15 protein-coding genes are annotated in these 16,046 nt (G+C 74.4%); 9 read left to right on the top strand and 6 right to left on the bottom strand.

Features of this window, described 5'->3' with window-relative positions; translation table 11 throughout:
• Window positions 1-12 precede the first annotated feature (12 nt).
• Window positions 13-1,059, top strand: a complete 1,047-nt coding sequence (locus tag ACIBBF_RS10060; RefSeq protein ID WP_397412938.1) for an AEC family transporter — start codon at window positions 13-15, stop codon at window positions 1,057-1,059.
• Window positions 1,060-1,157: 98 nt separating this feature from the next.
• On the opposite strand, the gene ACIBBF_RS10055 is transcribed toward ACIBBF_RS10060, so the two are convergent.
• From ACIBBF_RS10055 to ACIBBF_RS10040, 4 genes are all read right to left on the bottom strand, one after another.
• The gene (locus ACIBBF_RS10055) at window positions 1,158-2,594 is read right to left on the bottom strand and encodes a Gfo/Idh/MocA family oxidoreductase (protein WP_397412937.1); all 1,437 of its coding nucleotides are present in this window, start codon (window positions 2,592-2,594) and stop codon (window positions 1,158-1,160) included.
• A 128-nt stretch (window positions 2,595-2,722) separates the two neighbouring features.
• Window positions 2,723-3,763, bottom strand: coding sequence for a 3-oxoacyl-[acyl-carrier-protein] synthase III C-terminal domain-containing protein (locus ACIBBF_RS10050; RefSeq protein ID WP_397412936.1), 1,041 nt, complete (start codon window positions 3,761-3,763; stop codon window positions 2,723-2,725).
• A gap of 4 nt (window positions 3,764-3,767) precedes the next feature.
• Complete coding sequence (locus ACIBBF_RS10045) at window positions 3,768-4,382, bottom strand: SprT-like domain-containing protein (RefSeq protein ID WP_397412935.1); 615 nt, start codon at window positions 4,380-4,382, stop codon at window positions 3,768-3,770.
• 121 nt (window positions 4,383-4,503) lie between these two features.
• Window positions 4,504-6,828 carry an LLM class flavin-dependent oxidoreductase gene (locus ACIBBF_RS10040; RefSeq protein ID WP_397412934.1) on the bottom strand — a complete coding sequence of 775 codons (2,325 nt, stop codon included), beginning with the start codon at window positions 6,826-6,828 and terminating at the stop codon, window positions 4,504-4,506.
• 118 nt (window positions 6,829-6,946) lie between these two features.
• On the opposite strand from ACIBBF_RS10040, the gene ACIBBF_RS10035 reads away from it, so the two are divergent.
• A complete protein-coding gene (locus ACIBBF_RS10035; protein WP_397412933.1) occupies window positions 6,947-7,453 on the top strand; it encodes a MarR family winged helix-turn-helix transcriptional regulator in 507 nt (168 codons plus the stop codon).
• Window positions 7,454-7,457: 4 nt separating this feature from the next.
• Here ACIBBF_RS10035 and ACIBBF_RS10030 read toward each other — a convergent pair whose 3' ends face one another.
• On the bottom strand, window positions 7,458-8,156 hold the full coding sequence (locus ACIBBF_RS10030; RefSeq protein ID WP_397412932.1) for a FadR/GntR family transcriptional regulator: 699 nt from the start codon (window positions 8,154-8,156) through the stop codon (window positions 7,458-7,460).
• Window positions 8,157-8,227: 71 nt separating this feature from the next.
• On the opposite strand from ACIBBF_RS10030, the gene ACIBBF_RS10025 reads away from it, so the two are divergent.
• Genes ACIBBF_RS10025 through ACIBBF_RS10015 form a run of 3 tightly spaced genes read left to right on the top strand, consistent with a single transcriptional unit; the run spans window position 8,228 to window position 11,282 of the window.
• On the top strand, window positions 8,228-9,013 hold the full coding sequence (locus ACIBBF_RS10025; protein WP_397412931.1) for a (Fe-S)-binding protein: 786 nt from the start codon (window positions 8,228-8,230) through the stop codon (window positions 9,011-9,013).
• Window positions 9,010-10,524, top strand: a complete 1,515-nt coding sequence (locus ACIBBF_RS10020) for a LutB/LldF family L-lactate oxidation iron-sulfur protein (protein WP_397412930.1) — start codon at window positions 9,010-9,012, stop codon at window positions 10,522-10,524. Before ACIBBF_RS10025 ends, ACIBBF_RS10020 begins: the two co-directional genes overlap by 4 nt.
• Entirely contained in the window at window positions 10,521-11,282 is a 762-nt protein-coding gene (locus tag ACIBBF_RS10015; RefSeq protein WP_397412929.1) for a lactate utilization protein C, read from the top strand. The genes ACIBBF_RS10020 and ACIBBF_RS10015 overlap by 4 nt, the downstream gene beginning before the upstream one ends.
• Window positions 11,283-11,286: 4 nt before the next feature.
• Here ACIBBF_RS10015 and ACIBBF_RS10010 read toward each other — a convergent pair whose 3' ends face one another.
• Entirely contained in the window at window positions 11,287-11,700 is a 414-nt protein-coding gene (locus ACIBBF_RS10010) for a DUF2000 family protein (protein ID WP_397412928.1), read from the bottom strand.
• A gap of 50 nt (window positions 11,701-11,750) precedes the next feature.
• Between ACIBBF_RS10010 and ACIBBF_RS10005 the strand changes: the two genes are divergently transcribed.
• The 4 genes from ACIBBF_RS10005 to ACIBBF_RS09990 all read left to right on the top strand — a co-directional run bounded on the left by ACIBBF_RS10005 (window position 11,751) and on the right by ACIBBF_RS09990 (window position 15,934).
• The gene (locus ACIBBF_RS10005; RefSeq protein WP_397412927.1) at window positions 11,751-12,548 is read left to right on the top strand and encodes a helix-turn-helix domain-containing protein; all 798 of its coding nucleotides are present in this window, start codon (window positions 11,751-11,753) and stop codon (window positions 12,546-12,548) included.
• A gap of 265 nt (window positions 12,549-12,813) precedes the next feature.
• Window positions 12,814-13,470: a uridine kinase gene (locus tag ACIBBF_RS10000; protein ID WP_397412926.1), complete on the top strand. Its 657-nt coding sequence runs from the start codon at window positions 12,814-12,816 to the stop codon at window positions 13,468-13,470.
• Between the two features lie 70 nt (window positions 13,471-13,540).
• Window positions 13,541-14,746: a glycosyltransferase gene (locus tag ACIBBF_RS09995; RefSeq protein ID WP_397412925.1), complete on the top strand. Its 1,206-nt coding sequence runs from the start codon at window positions 13,541-13,543 to the stop codon at window positions 14,744-14,746.
• 51 nt (window positions 14,747-14,797) lie between these two features.
• On the top strand, window positions 14,798-15,934 hold the full coding sequence (locus tag ACIBBF_RS09990) for a LacI family DNA-binding transcriptional regulator (RefSeq protein ID WP_397412924.1): 1,137 nt from the start codon (window positions 14,798-14,800) through the stop codon (window positions 15,932-15,934).
• Window positions 15,935-16,046 lie beyond the last annotated feature (112 nt).

Raw genomic sequence — 16,046 nt, 5'->3', positions numbered from 1 at the left:
CATGGTGCTCGGGTGCTGTCCGTCCTGACTGCCATCGTCTCCATGGCCTGCGTGGTCGCGCTCGGCTGGGTGATCCAGCGGACCGGCCTGCTGGCCGGGCGCGGCCTGCCACGAGGGCCTGCGCGTGACACGCCGGGCGACGGCGGGGCGGGCGCCCGGCAGACGCTGGCCACGCTGTCGTTCACCATCTGCGCGCCGGCGCTGATGTTCAGCACCCTCGCCTCGACGGACCTCGCGCACGTGCTGTCCCGCGGCGCCGTGGTCACGTGGGTCACGACCGCCGTGCTCGGCCTGGTCACGGCCGCCGTGGCGCGGTGGCTCCTGCGCCTGCCGGCCGGCCCCGCCGCTGTGACCACGCTGGCCGCCGTCTACGTCAACGGCGGCAACATCGGCATCCCGCTCGCCGTGTACCTCTTCGACGACGCGCTGGCCGTGGTGCCCACCCTGCTCTTCCAGCTCCTGGTGCTCGCGCCGCTTGCCCTCTCGGTGCTCGACCGGGCGAGCGCCTCGGCAGCGTCGGCGGGATCGGCGGGCGGGCGGGGGCTGCGCTCCGTGGGGCAGGTGTTCCTCGCGGCGTTCCGCAACCCCATCACGCTGGGCACGCTGGCGGGCCTGCTCGTGGCGCTGGTCAGCGAGGTGACCGGCGCGCGCCTGCCCGAGGTCGTGCTCATCCCCTTCGACCTGATCGGCGCCGCCGCCCCGCCGCTGGGCCTGCTGGCGTTCGGCATGACCCTCGCGGTGCCCATGCCGCCCGCGGACGCCGACCTCGGTGCGGCCACCGCCCACGGCGGACACGTGGTGGGCTGGGTGATCGCGCTGGCGGTGCTGGTCCGCAACGTGCTGCACCCCCTCGCGGCCTGGGCCCTCGGCACGGCGGCCGGCCTGGACGCACCGGCTCTCGCCCTGGTGGTGACCATGGCGGCCCTGCCCACGGCGGTGAACGTCACGACGTACGCGACCCGCTACGGCGTGTTCGACGGCGTGGCCGCCCGCGCCACGGTCTGGACCACGGCCGCCTGCGTCCCGGTGCTCGTGGCAGCGGGCGCCCTGCTCACCTGACACCTGACCCACCCCGAACCCTGCCGAGGTAGGACGGCAGCGAGATGGAACGCGTCTGCGGTCCTGTCTCGCTGCCGTCCTTCCTCGGCGGGGGAGCGTCAGATGCCCAGGTCGAGGTCCTCGATCCGGACCGGGTCGCCCGTCTCCAGCGAACGGTTGCCGGCGTACCCGACCGACGACGCGCGAACGCCGTCGACGTAGCCGGCCGCGCGGGCCAGCGGGTCCGGGGTGGCCGACGGGCGGAACACGTCGGCCAGCAGCAGCGCGTCGCCACCGCCGTGCCCGCCGCCGCCGCGCACGATCGGCCGTTCCTCGGCGCGCTCCCAGTGCCGCTGCACCACGAGCCGCTCCCCGGTGGGCCGCACCGGGTCCTGCGCGAACACGGCGGTGGCGCTCGGGTCCAGGATGGCCGCGCCGTTGTCGCCGAACTCGACCGAGCCCCGCTCCGTGACCTCCAGCTCCGCGCGGCCGCGCGTGCCGTTGACCACCACGCGGTAACCCTCCCAGGGCGAGTGCGCGGTGAGGGAGTAGGTGAGCAGCGCGCCGCCCTCGTACTCGACCACCAGGCCGAGCGTGTCCTCGGTGGTGATGCCCGCGTCGAAGACCGATCGGTTGCGCACGTATCCGTCGACGGCCTGGGCCTCGGGCCCGTACAGCGTGGACAACCAGGGGTTCTGCTCCACCGAGAGGTGCCACGGGTCGACGCCGCGCTCGTTCAGCGCACGTTCGGCGGCGGTGGGCTCGTAGTCGGTGCCGTGCGCGGCGTCGTCGCCGTAGAAGCGGCGCCCGCCCGTCGCGAAGACGCGCCGCGGTACACCGTCGATCCACCAGTTGACCAGGTCGAAGTGGTGGCTGGACTTGTGCACCAGGAGCCCGCCGTTGTTCACCTTCTCGCGGTGCCAGCGGCGGAAGTAGTCGGCGCCGTGCACGGTGTCGAGGGCCCAGTCGAAGTGGACCGACAGCACCCGGCCGATCTCACCGCTCGCGATCACCTCGCGCAGCGCGCTGTTGCGGGGCGAGTAGCGGTAGTTGAACGTCGTGACCAGGCCTCGACCGGTCTCGGCCACGGCGTCGACGATCTGCCGGGCCTGGTCCGGGTGCGCCGCGATGGGCTTCTCGACCACGACGTCGGTGCCGGCCCGCAGCGCGCGGGTGACCAGGTCGGCGTGCGTGCGGTCGACCGAGGTGACGATCACCCGCTCCACGGACTGCTCCGCGATCGCCTTCTCGAGGTCGTCCGGGTGGTAGACCGGGCGGGTGCCGCCCAGCGCGGCCGCGACCCGCGCCTCGTAGGCGGCGGCCCGCACGGGGTTGGGCTCCACCCAGGCGACGATCTCGCCGTCGGGCGCGTGCGTGCCGATCAGGGCGTCGATGTACATCGAGGCGCGGTGCCCGGTCCCGACCACCGCGTAGCGGCGCCGCCCGGCGGGCAGCGGGCCCGACGGCGGCAGGGGCTCGGTGGTGGGGCCGGTGATCGGCTCCGTGGTCGGCGCGGCGGTCGACCGGCTGGTCGGCTCGCTGGTGGGCTCGGGCATCGGTGGTGAGCTCCTTCGGTCGTCGTCGACGTCGCGGGACACGATACCGACGGCGGGAAAGCGCTGTCCACGGTGTCCGGGGCCCGTCCGGACGGCGGCCGGACGGGCCCCTGCGCGTAGAGGACCGCTCAGCGCTCGGGCGTCAGCACCACCTGGCCGGCCCACGCGAACCCACCGCCGAACCCGAACAGCAGCGCCGGGACGCCCGCCGGGATCTGACCGGCGTGCCACCACTTCGACAGACCGAGCGGGATGGACGCCGCCGAGGTGTTGCCCGACTCGGTGATGTCCGTGACCACCACCTTGCCGTCCAGCCCGAGCGCCTTGGCCAGCGGCTCGATGATCCGCAGGTTGGCCTGGTGGGCCACCAGCACCTCGATGTCGTCGAGGCTCAGTCCCGACCGGGCCACCACCTCGCGCGCGCGGTCGGCCGCGCGGGTGATGGCCCACTTGAAGACGGCACGACCGTCCTGCTGGAACTTCACGTCCGGCACCTCGATCCGCACCGCGGGCGTCAGCTCCGGCTCGGTACCCCACGCGACCGGCCCGACAGCGGGGACGTCGGTGGCCTGGAGCACCGCCGCACCCGCGCCGTCGGCCGTGAGGATGCACGTCGAGCGGTCGGTCCAGTCGGTGTAGGCGGTGAGCTTCTCGGCCCCCACCACCACCGCCGTCCGGGCCGATCCGGCACGGATGGCCTGGTCGGCCAGGCCCACGCCGTGCGCGAACCCGGAGCAGGCGACGTTGATGTCCAGGACTGCCGGCCCGACCACGTGGCGCAGGTCCGGCGCCTCCTCGCCCTCGGGCGTGGAGGCGCCGGGCTGAACGCCGGTGCGCAGGGCGTACGCGACGCGGCCGGCCGTGTTGGGCGACCGGTCCTCCGCGGTGGTGGTCGCGACGATCACCAGGTCCACAGCGTCGGCCGCGACGCCCGCGTCGGCGAGCGCGTGCTCGGCGGCGGCCGTCGCCATGTCGGCGACCGTGACGTCGTCGGCGGCCACGTGCCGCGTGACGATGCCGGTCCGGGACCGGATCCACTCGTCGTTGGTCTCGACCAGCCGGGCGATGTCCTCGTTGGTGAGCGTCTTCGGCGGCTGGTGGTGACCCAGGCCGATGATGCGGGAGCCGGCGGCGCCGGAGGGGAGTGTCAGTGCGGGCGACGTAGCCATGGGGTCAACGTAGCGCGCCGAGGTCGAAGGGTTCGACGGTCAGTCCCGGAACCCGTGCGCGCGCGGCCCGTGCGATCCGCTCCTCGGCCCCCGGGCCGGGAGCCGGGACCTCGCCCACCTCGCGGAACGCCCCGTGGAGCTGCGCGTCGTACCGCTCGCCCATCGCCGCGTTGCGACCCTTGTACGTCCACGCGATGAGATGCGCCAGGTCGAACCGGGGCCCGCAGGCGCGGCAGGACATGATCCCCTGCGGCCTCCGGAACCGGGTGATCCGGTGCCCGGCCGGGCAGGCACCGACCCAGGGCCCGTCGATCGACGGCGCCGCCGGGTCCACGCACCGCCGGCCCGAGCAGCCGATGCGCACCGCCACCTCACGCCACGCCGGACCGTGCTTCGCCGTCGAGCCCGCGAGCGCGTGGGCCACCTCGTGCAGGATCGTGTCCCGCACCTCCGGCTCGTCGTGGATGCGCGTGAGCGGCGCGGACAGGCTGATGCGGCGCTTGGTGTAGTTGCACATCCCGGCGCGCCGGACGGCGTCGTCGAACTCGAACGTCCAGGTCTTCAGGCCGTGCTGGTCCATCAGCTCGCGCGCCAGGCGCGAGGCGGCGACAAGGTTCATGGGTCCCCCTGCAGAGATCGTCAGTAGGTCGATACGTCCGGCCGTGCCGTACCTGCCGTGCCGGACGCATCGAACCTACGGGCTGCCACCCACACCCGGGCGGAGTTATCCACAGCCGGGGTCAGGCACCGTCCCCGGCCGGTCCCGACGCAGCACCCGGGTCGGCCGGATCTGCCGGCGGGATCGGGAAGTTCGTCCGGAACACGTTGGAGGGATCGTAGGCCGCCTTCACGGTACGCAGTCGCGAGAACGTCGGCTCGGGGAACGCCTCCAGCAGCCGCTCAGGCCGGCTGTCGGTGTCGAACGACAGGTACGAACCGTCCATCACGGGGCCGATCTCGGTGTCCCAGGCCCCGTTGAGCCGGTCCTGGTTCGTGGCGAGCGCCGAGAGCGCGAAGTTCTGGTGCCGGTGCGCGTACGCCGTGGCGTCGGGCGCCACGTCGTTCCCCGCGCCACCCGTCGCCCGGATCGACGTGAAGTACGACTCGCCCGTGCCCAGCAGCCGTTCGACGGCCCGGCTGGTGCCCTGGTCCAGGTGGGTCAGCAGGCCGGACCGGGCCGAGGGGTCACCCCCGCCCGAGTGGTGGGCGTCCTCGCGCCGCACCACGCCCGAGTAGGGCAGGAGCTGCGCCTGGTGGCCGAGCAGCGGGCCGGAGTCCGCGAGCAGCTCGAGCTGGGCGATGGCCTCCTCCGGGTCGGCGTCCGCCCCCTCGGCCGCGAACACGGTCAGGAGCTGCGCCATCGGCTGCTGGCCGCGCCGCGCGGGGGCCAGGATCATGAACGACGTGAGCCCGCGCGGGGCCGCCTCGACGGTGGCCCCCCACTTCTCGAGGAGCCCCGCGGTGTCGGTCGCGTCGAGCGTCATCTGCGAGAAGACGACGTCGCCCACGGCGCCCGCCTCGACCTCCAGCCAGGTCACCACGCCCATGTTCCCGCCCGCGCCGCGCAGCGCCCAGAACAGGTCCGGGTGCTCGTCGCGCGAGGCGTGCAGCACCCGGCCGTCGGCCGTGACCACCTCGGCGGCCACCACGTGGTCGATCGTCAGGCCCTGGAGCCGGCCGAGGAACCCGATGCCGCCCGTGGTGCCGAGGCCGCCCACGCCCACGCCGCCGTAGTCGCCCGAGGTGATCGCCCAGCCGCGCGGCGCGAGGACGGCCGCGACCTCGCCCCAGGTGGCGCCCGCGCCGATCCGCACGCGGCGGGTGGCCTCGTCGACCACCTCGACCGAGCGCATGCCGCGCATGCTGAGCACCACGCCGCCGTCGTTCGTGGACCGGCCGGAGATACCGTGCCCGGCGGACCGGACCGCGAACTCGACGCCCTGCTTCTGCACCCAGGCCAGGCCCGAGGCGACCTCGTCCACGCCCTGCGGCCGCAGGACCAGGCCCGGCGCGCCGGAACGCAGGTAGTTGTGCCGCACCGAGCCGTACTCGCGGTCACCGGGCTCGACGGCGCGCGCGGCCAGCTCGGGCGGCAGGGAGTCGTAGTCGATCCCGGGACGGCGCGCGGCCAGCGCCGCGGTGCCCCGCCGGGCCGTGGCGGGCACGGTGCCGGCGCGCTTCCGCTCGGCCGCCACCGCCTCGCGGACGGCGGGCGCGACCTCCAGGGCGAAGGCCCGGATCTGGTCGGGATCGTCGGCCGTGGCGATGAACCCGCTCACGCCGTCCTCCAGGGCCAGGCGCGTCAGCTCCTCGACCCACTGGTCGGCCGGGCCCTGCAGCTGCCCGGTCGACCGGGCGGTAATGGACCCGCCCAGGTTGAGCAGCCGGCGGACGGCGCTCGGCGAGCGCCCGGCCTCGACCGCGGCCTCGTCGATCACCGCGTTGCCGCGGGCCAGGTCGCCGTCCTTGAAGTAGGGCAGCGAGGGCAGCCAGCCGTCGGCCTGGGCACCGGTGATGCGGAGCATGCGCTTCTTGTACGCGCCTAGCCAGATCGGGATGTCGTGCGCCGGGGCCGGGCCGCGCTTGGCGCCGTCGACCCGGTGGATCTCGCCGTGGACGCGCAGCGGGGTGCGCTCACCGGCGTCCCAGACGCCCCGGATGATCTCCAGGGCCTCCTCCAGCGCGGTCACGCTCTCGGCCGGTGTGCGGCGCTCCGCACCCATCGCCACGGCGGCGTCGTTGAATCCGCCCGCGCCGATGCCCAGGTCGAAGCGGCCGCCGCTGAGCAGGTCGAGGGAGGCGGCCGACCGTGCCACGTGGGCCGGCAGGCGCAGGCCCATGTTCAGCACGTTGGCCGACACGTGGATGCGCTCGGTCTGCGCGGCCACCCACGACATCAGGGTCCAGGTGTCCAGGAAACCCGGCTGGTAGGGGTGGTCCTGGAACGTGACCAGGTCCAGACCCAGCTCCTCGGAGAGCCGGGCGAGCTGCACCGGGACCTGGGGGTCGCTGTTCGTGGGGGTGATGAAGGTACCGAAGAGCAGGTCGTGCCCGTAGTCGGTCATGCGCGCGGTGTCCCTCGTCCTCGTTCTCCGCTGCCGCCTGCGCGGCAGATCGTCTGTGCTACAGACGATATTACTCACAACTCTTCTGGTTCACCGCACATTCCCGTAGGATGTGGCCATGAGCACGACGGCAGGCACCACGACGACCGGCGCGCACTCCCTGTTCGGCTGGTCGCTCGCGTCGCTCCTGCGCGAGTGGAGCGCCCGGGTCGACGCCGCGGCGGACGACCTGCCGCAGGGCACGCGTGGCTACCAGCTGCTCACGGCGGTGGTGCACGCCGACCTGCCGAGCCAGGCCGCCCTGGCCGCCTCCCTCGGCATCGACCGCACCGTCATGACCTACCTGCTGGACGCCTTCGAGAGCTGTGGCCTCGTCGAACGGCAGCGCGACCCGGCCGACCGGCGCGCGCGCCGCATCGTGGCCACGGAGCGCGGCCAGGAGGTGCTGGCCGCGATGGACGCCCGCGTCGCCGCCGCGGAGGACGAGCTGCTCGCGGGCCTGGAACCCGGGCAGCGCACCCTGCTCCGCGAGCTCCTGGAGCGGGCCGCGCTGGGCAACGGCCCGGACGCGGACCCGTGCCGCACCGTGGTCCAGGCGACCCGGCCGCCCTCGGACGCCGGATGACGCGTCAGCGCTCCCCCGGGCCCGCCTCGCGGTAGAAGCCCTCGATGTGCTCGCGGGCCAGGCGCGCGGCCTCCTCGCCGTCGTGCCGCGCGACGGCGTCGACGATCCCCTCGTGCTCCGCGCACAGCCGGGCCGCCGTCCGCGGCCAGTCCGGCACCGCCTCGGCGCCCGCGGTCACGTAGGAGGCGACGGCGGCCCGCATCCCGCTCAGGAACGCCTCGACGAGCTGGTTGCCACCGAGCCGGGCGAGGCCGAGATGCAGATCCTGGTCGCGCTCCAGGAACTCCGCGACGCCGACCCCGGGGCGCGCCATGGCCGCGAGGTGCTCGCGCAGCGGCGCCAGGGCGGCCGCGTCCGGTGCCCGCCGGGCCGCGTCGCGCACCGCACCGGCCTCCAGCAGCACGCGGGTGGCCACCACGTCGGACACGGGGAGGGTGCCGGACGCCACGTGCAGGCGCACCGCCGCCCCCAGGCCCGCGGCCGGCCGGTCGATGACCGTGGCGCCCGCCGCGGGACCCGAGCCGACGGCGGTGCGCACGATGCCCATCGCCTCCAGGATCCGGATGGCCTCGCGCACCGACGGGCGGGACACGCCCAGCTCCTCCGCGAGCGCCCGCTCGGCCGGGAGCCGGTCCCCGAGGGACCAGGTGCCCGCGGCGAGGCCTTCCTCGATCCGGGCCAGGACGCGCTCGTGGGTTCTCACCGGTGCATGGTACGTGGTGTGGTCTGTCCACAGTGGGCTATGGTGTGGTCAGACCTCGAAGGAGAGTGCCCATGCGCATCGCCCTGGCCGCCACCTGCATCGCCGACGCGATGTTCCCGCAGGCTCCGAGAGCCGTCGTCACGCTGCTGGAGCGGCTGGGCCACGAGGTGGTGTTCCCCGCCCAGCAGGCGTGCTGCGGCCAGATGCACGTGAACACCGGCTACCTCGCCGACGCCGTACCCGTGGTGCGCAACCACGTGCGCACCTTCGCCCCCGTGGCCGACGGCGAGTGGGACGCCGTCGTCGTACCGTCCGGCTCGTGCACGGGCTCGATCCGGCACCAGCAGAAGGTGGTCCTGGAGCGCGCCGGGCTACCGACCGAGGCGCGCGCCGCGACGGCCGTGGCCGAGCGCACCTACGAGCTCTCCGAGCTGCTGGTCGACGTGCTCGGCGTGACCGACGTCGGTGCCTGGTTCCCGCACCGGGTGACCTACCACCCCACCTGCCACTCGCTGCGGATGCTCGGCGTCGGCGACAAGCCCGAGCGGCTGCTGCGCGCCGTCGAGGGCCTGGAGCTCGTCCCGCTGGAGCAGGCGGAGGGCTGCTGCGGGTTCGGCGGCACGTTCTCGCTGAAGAACGCGGACACGTCGGCGGCGATGCTCGACGACAAGGTGGCGAACGTGGTGGGCACGGGTGCCGAGGTGCTCACCGCGGGCGACTGGTCGTGCCTCATGCACATCGGCGGCGGCCTCTCGCGCGGCGGTACCGGAGTGCGGCCCATGCACCTCGCGGAGATCCTGGCCTCGACGCGGGAGGCGCCCGTGGTGCCCGGCGACCGTCAGGAGGTGGCCCGATGAGCACGTTCCTCGGCATGCCCGCTCCGCGCACCGGCGGGCCGCGCCCGGACGCCGCACCGGGCACGCTGGACGGCGTCGGCAGGCCGGAGGACCCGCTGCACTGGGGCGCCTCCTTCCCCGAGGCCGCACGGGCCGCGCTGGCCAACGACCAGCTCCGCCGGAACCTGGGCAACGCCACCTCCACGATCCGGTCCAAGCGGGCGCGCGTCGTCGGGGAGGTGCCGGACTGGGAGGCGCTGCGCGACGCCGGCTCCGCGCTCAAGACCGATGTCATGGCCCGGCTGCCCGATCTGCTGGAAGAGCTCGAACGGAACGTGACCGCGCGCGGCGGCGTCGTGCACTGGGCGCGGGACGCCGCCGAGGCGAACCGGATCGTCGCCGGGATCGTCCGGGAGAAGCAGACCGACGAGGTCGTCAAGGTCAAGTCCATGGCCACCCAGGAGATCGGCCTGAACGAGGCGCTGGCCGAGGAGGGCGTCGCCGCTGTCGAGACGGACCTGGCGGAGCTCATCGTGCAGCTCGCGGACGACATGCCGTCGCACATCCTGGTGCCCGCCATCCACCGCAACCGCACCGAGATCCGCGACATCTTCCTCGAACGGATGGGCGACGCCCCGCCGGACCTGACGGACGTGCCGCGCGAGCTCGCGATGGCGGCCCGGGCGCACCTGCGGCGCAAGTTCCTCTCGGCCAAGGTCGCGGTCAGCGGGGCCAACTTCGCCGTCGCGGACACCGGGACGCTCGCCGTGGTGGAGTCCGAGGGCAACGGCCGCATGTGCCTCACGCTGCCCGAGACACTCATCACCGTGATGGGTATCGAGAAGCTGGTGCCGACCTATCGCGACCTGGAGGTGTTCCTGCAGCTCCTGCCGCGCTCGTCGACGGGCGAGCGGATGAACCCGTACACCTCCCTGTGGACGGGTGTGACTCCGGGCGACGGGCCGCAGGAGTTCCACCTGGTGCTGCTCGACAACGGCCGTACCGACGTGCTCGCGGACGAGGCCGGGCGCTCGGCGCTGCACTGCATCCGCTGCTCGGCATGCCTCAACGTCTGCCCCGTGTACGAACGGGTGGGCGGGCACGCCTACGGGTCGGTCTACCCCGGCCCGATCGGCGCGATCCTCACGCCGCAGCTCACCGGAGAGAAGTCCGACCTGCCCTACGCCTCGACGCTGTGCGGCGCCTGCTACGAGGTGTGCCCCGTCAAGATCGACATCCCGTCAATCCTGGTGGAGCTGCGGGCGCGCGAGGTCGAGCTCGCCGGCACCTCACCCGAGGTGCCGGACCGCGTCTGGAAGGCCGCCATGAAGGCGGCGTCCTTCGCGATGGCCGACGGCGGCCGGTTCCGCCGGGCAGCCCGCCTGCCCCGGGTGCTGCGTGCGATCTCGCGGCACGGCGTGATCCGGCGGCTGCCGTTCCCGGGCTCGCTGTGGACCCGGTCCCGGGACCTGCCGGAGCCACCGCGGCAGACGTTCCACGACTGGTGGGCAGAGCGGGAGGACCGACGATGAGCGACGCCAGGACCGAGATGCTGTCCCGGATCCGGACGGCGCTGGGGTCGTCCGCGCCCGCGGTGGAGCCAGTGCCCCGGGAGTACCGGGCGGCCGGGGAGCATGCCGCCGGGTCGGCGGAGGTGCTGGAGGTGCTGGTCGACCGGCTCGTGGACTACAAGGCGCACGTGCACCGGGTGACGGCGGCGGAGCTGCCGGGCCTGCTGGCGGAGCTGCTGGCGCCGGGTGGGCTGACGGCCGATCCCGGGCGGTCGGCAGAACGTCAGGTGGTCGGCAGCTCGAGCGACCGATCATCTGACGTTCTGCCGACCGGCCGGGGGGCCGCCGAGGCCGGGGCCCGGGCGCGGAGCAGCGTCGTCGTGCCGCCCGGGATCGAGCCGGGGTGGCTGGCCGGGCTCGGGGACATCGTCGTGCGGACCGACTCGCGGGACGCGCCGCTGTCCGCGGTCGAGCTGGACGGGATCGACGCCGTGGTCACGGCCTCGCGGGTGGCGGTCGCCGAGACCGGCACGATCGTGCTGGACGGCGGGCCCGACCAGGGCCGGCGCGCGATCTCCCTGGTCCCCGACGTCCACGTGTGCGTGGTGCGGACGGACCAGGTGGTCCAGACCGTGCCGGAGGCCGTGCGGCTGCTCGGCACGGAGCCCGGCCGGCCGCTGACCTGGGTCAGCGGGCCGAGCGCCACGAGCGACATCGAGCTCGACCGGGTGGAGGGCGTGCACGGCCCCCGGACGCTGCACGTGGCGCTCGTGTCCTGAGGTCTCAGGGGTGCAGCCGCGCCCCCTTGACCACCTTGTCCACGACGCGCCGCTCACCGGCCACCGCCACCCCGACCAGGTCGAGCTTCTCGGTGGCGACGCCCGCGACGGCGGCCCGGTTGTCGACGTCGTTCCCGGTGGCGAACAGGTCCGCCGTGTACATGCCGATGCGCAGGCCGCGGGTGGTGGCGCGCTCGCGGACGGTGGCGAGCCGGTCGCCGTCGGCCACCATGACCATGACCGGGGTGCCGAGCATCGCGAGGTACTCCTGGCCGTCCGCGTCCCGGTAGGTGTCGCCCACGAGCTCCGGGTAGGCCGCGGTCACGGCGCTGGACAGGAACGCGGTGACGTTGTTCTCCTGCCAGCCGAGCAGGTCGTCACGGAGCACGATCACGATCTTGGCTTGTTCGAAGGTCATGTTCTCCAGCGTGCGGGCGGGGCGCGGCGCGAATCTTGTACGTTCTTGACATGGCCTCGGACGTGGTGCGCGCGTGGCGGCCCGGGGTGCCCGGGGTCGCCGAGGTGCTGCACGCCGCATGGCACGAGCACGCCTACCCGGCCCACACGCACGACACCTGGACCGTGCTGGTCGTCGACCGCGGACTCATCGGCTACGGCCTGGGCGGCCAGGAGCACGCCGCGGAGCACACCGGGGTGACGGTGCTGCCGCCCGGCGTCGTGCACGACGGGCGGTCCGTGACCGCGGCCGGATTCCGCAAGCGGGTGCTCTACCTCGAACCCGCGGTGCTCGACCCCGGGCTGACCGGACGCGCGGTCGACGCACCCCTCGTCCCCGACGACACGCTCCGCGCGCGGTTCGCGGGCCTGGACCGGGCGCTCACCGTCCGCGAGGACGTCGCGGCCGAGGGCCTTCTGGCCCTGGTCACCGAGGGCCTGGCCTGGCACCTGTCCGGCCGCCCGACGCCGCCGCGCGAACCGCCCGCGGCGTCGACGGCCCGCCGGGCCCGCGACCTGCTCGACGCCGACCCCACGCGTCCCGTGCGGCTGGCCGACGTCGCCGCCGAGCTCGACGTCACCGTGCCCCACCTGGTGCGCGCGTTCACCCGCGAGCTCGGCGTGCCACCCCACCGGTACCTCGTGGGCCGCCGCCTCGACCTGGCCCGGCGCCGGCTGCTGGCGGGCGAGCCCCCGGCGGACGTCGCGGTCGCCACCGGGTTCCACGACCAGGCCCACCTGACCCGCCACTTCCGCCGGCTGCTGCGCACGACCCCGGGGCGGTACCAGCGGGGTGCGGCTGGAAGGTGACGGGCGAACGGCGGACCGCCGAACGGCGCGGGCCGGGCGGGGCGGGCGGGGCGGGCGGGCCGGGCGGGCCGGGCGGGCCGGGGCGGGCACGGCCGTGGCCGGGCGCGGGACGGACGGCGAGCGGGCGCCGGCCGGCACGGCCACACAGAAGTGGCGTTCTGCCCAGCGATTGCGCCCAGAACCGGCCGTGGTCTTGGGCACAATCGCTGGGTAGAAGGTGACATCCACACCGCGAGCCCACGAGGGTGCGGGAGAATGGCCTCTCGTGACCGACCCCGCGCCCGAGCCCACCCTCTTCGACCTGCCCCCGGGTGCCCGCCGTCCCCGCGCGCGGGTGGTGCTCCTGACGGGACCGTCCGGGTCGGGCAAGACGTCGCTCACCCGCCGCCTGGGACTGCCCGTGGTGCAGCTCGACGACTTCTACCTGGACATCGACCACCCGGGCCTGCCGCAGCGGTACGGCAGCGTGGACTGGGACGACCCCGCGACCTGGGACGCCAAGGGTGCCCTCGCCGCGCTGCAGGAGCTGACCACCGAGGGCCGCGCCGACGTGCCGGTGTACGACATCCCGACGTCGCGCCGCACCGGCATCCGGCGCCTCGACATCGGGGATGCGCCGATCATCCTGGCCGAGGGCGTCTTCGCCGCCCAGCTCGTCGACGTCTGCCGCGCCGAGGGCCTGCTCGCCGACGCGATCTGCCTGTCGCGCCCCCGCCTGATCACCTTCTGGTTCCGGTTCCTGCGCGACGTCGCCGAGGCGCGCAAGCCGATCGGCACCCTGCTGCGCCGCGGGACGACGCTGCTGCGCGCCGAACCGGAGATGATCCGGCGCTGGGTGGCACTGGGCTGTCGCGAGATCTCACCCGCCCAGGCCGAACGCGACATCCGAAACCTTCTTGTGCAGAAGTCCTCGGATACGTAATCCTCGTGTAACCGAACTGCCATGTCTCGCACATCCGCGGGGCTCACCCTGGGCGCAGGAGGTGGTGTCTGTGATCCAGCGCAACGGTTTGCGTGTGCTCTCGCTCTACGAGGGCTTCTTCAGCGGCGGGGCTCGTGTCCTGCACTCGACGGTGGTCGCCGGTCTGCACCAGGGCGGCCGTCAGCAGCATTCCGTGCTGAGCCTGCACCACGAGGTCCGGCGCGAGGCCACCCTCCAGCGGATGGAGGACGACCCGCGCTACCGCGCCCTGCGCGCCGCGGGCGTCCGGATCGGTTCGCTGGGCCGGAGCACCGACGCCGGCCACGACCCGCGGGTCTTCACCGAGACCGAGCTGGGGGCGGCCGCCCGCGAGGTGGGCGGTGCGCACGTGGTGCTGTCCCTCAAGGAGCAGCCGCTGCGGCTCGTCAACCAGGACGCGTTCCCCGACCGTCCGGTCATCGCGTGCCTGCACCGGTCCGACCCCGAGCACCAGGGGGACGCCCTCGGCGACCTGCTGACGGCGGCGGACCGCGGCCGGCTCGCCGCCGTGGTCTGCTGCGCGGAGTCCACCCGGGACGCGTACCGGGAGGCGGGCGTGCCTGCCGACCTGCTGCGCGTGGTGCCCAACGGCATCAACCTGGCCCGGTTCCGGCCGGTCCAGGGCGCCCGCCGGCTGGCCCTGCGGGGCGCCGCCGGGGTGCCCGCCGACGCGACCGTGGTGGTCTACGCGGCGCGATACGACGAGATGAAGAACCCCGAGCTCTTCCTCCGGTCGGCCCGCGCGTTCCTCGCGCTGGAACCGCGCGGCCACGTGCTCATGTGCGGTGCGGGCATGACCGCGGCCAACCCCGACCTCCGGGACGACCTCGACCGCATCTTCGGCGACCGGCCGGACCTGCTGGAGCGCCTGGACCTGCTCGGCGTGCGGCACGACATGGAGCTGGTCTACGCGACGGCCGACGTCGTCGCGCTCACCTCGGCGTTCGGTGAGGCCGCACCGCTGTGCCTGATCGAGGGCTCGATGTGCGGCGCGGTGCCCGTCACCACACCGGTGGGCGACGCCCCGTCGATCGTGGAGCGCATCGGGTTCGTGACCTCGTACGACCCCGCGGAGATCGCCGCGACCTGGATCGAGGCGGCCGCACGGCGCGAGGAGCTGGAGTCGGCGCGCACCGCCGTGCGACCCCGGTTCAGCCACGTGCGGATGATCGCGGGCTACTCGAGCGTCATCGAGCGCACCCACCGCGACGCGGGCTTACGCGTGGCGCGGGTCTGAGTCGGGACTTCTCACGACCCACGGGGGCGTCGGACACGGCAGGATGACCTCATGTCCGACGCCCTCGTCACCCTGAGCCAGGTCGCCCGCGAGGCCGGCGTGTCCCTGGCCACGGCGTCGCGCGCGATCAACGGCAGCGCGACCCGCAGCGTCCGCGAGGACCTGCGCGAGCGCGTCCTGGAGACCGCACGCCGCCTCGGCTACTCGCCCGACCCGAGCGCGCAGGCCATGGCCCGCGGCCGTACGACGGCGCTCGGCCTGGTGGTGCACGACATCGCCGACCCGTACTTCTCGACCATCGCCGCGGGGGTCGCCCGCGCGGCGGAGCGCGCCGGGCTCATCGTCACGCTCGCGTCCACGGAGCACAGCGCCGAGCGGGAGCTCGCGTTCGTCGAGCTCGCGCGGCGCCAGCGGTCCCGCGCGATCATCCTCGCGGGCGGGCGGCTGGAACCGGACGGCGGGCAGACGCCGGTCGACGACGTCCGCCCGGCCCCGGGTGCGCTGGAGGCCGCGCTGAACGCGTTCCAGGAGGCCGGCGGCGGGGTGGCGCTGATCGGCCAGCCGATCGGCGGCCTGCCGGTGGTCGAGATCGCGAACGCCGACGGCGCGGCCGACCTCGCCCGCACGCTGCACGGGCTCGGCTACCGCCGGTTCGCGGTGCTGGCCGGTCCCGGGGGACATCGCACGGCAGCGGACCGCACGACCGGTTTCACCGGCGCCCTCGCCGAGCTCGGCAGCCCCGTCGCGCCCGACGACGTCCTGGCCTGCTCGTTCACCCGCGACGGTGGGTACTCCGCGATGCGTGACCTGATCGGGCGGGCCGACGGCAGTGCGCCGTCGGCGGCCGACGCCGACCCGCAGTCCGGCCGTGCGGCACCGGGCACGGTCCGGCTGCCGGAGCTCGTCTTCGCCGTCAACGACGTCATGGCGGTGGGCGCGATGGCCGCCGCCCGCGACGCGGGTCTGAGCGTGCCCGACGACGTCGCCGTGGCGGGTTTCGACGACATCCACACCCTGCGTGACGTCTCCCCCGGACTGACGACCGTGCGCATCCCGCTCGCCGAGGTGGGTGAGCTGGCGACCGACCTCGCGCTGGGCCAGACGGGCGACGCGGGCACGCCGGTGCGCGGCGAGGTGGTGCTGCGCGAGTCGACGCCGAGCCGGCTCGGCAGGGACACGCACCGCTGAGCCTGCCGTCGGCGGTGTGCGCCGGGGGCGGCGGTGTGCGTGCCGTCGGCGGTGTGCGCCCGGGGCGGCGGTGTGCGTGACGTCGGCAGTGTGCGCCGAGGCCGGCGGTGTG

This window comes from Promicromonospora sp. NPDC050880, from assembly GCF_044456525.1.
Lineage (GTDB): Bacteria > Actinomycetota > Actinomycetes > Actinomycetales > Cellulomonadaceae > Promicromonospora.
This window is presented reverse-complemented; position numbering and strand designations above follow the sequence as displayed.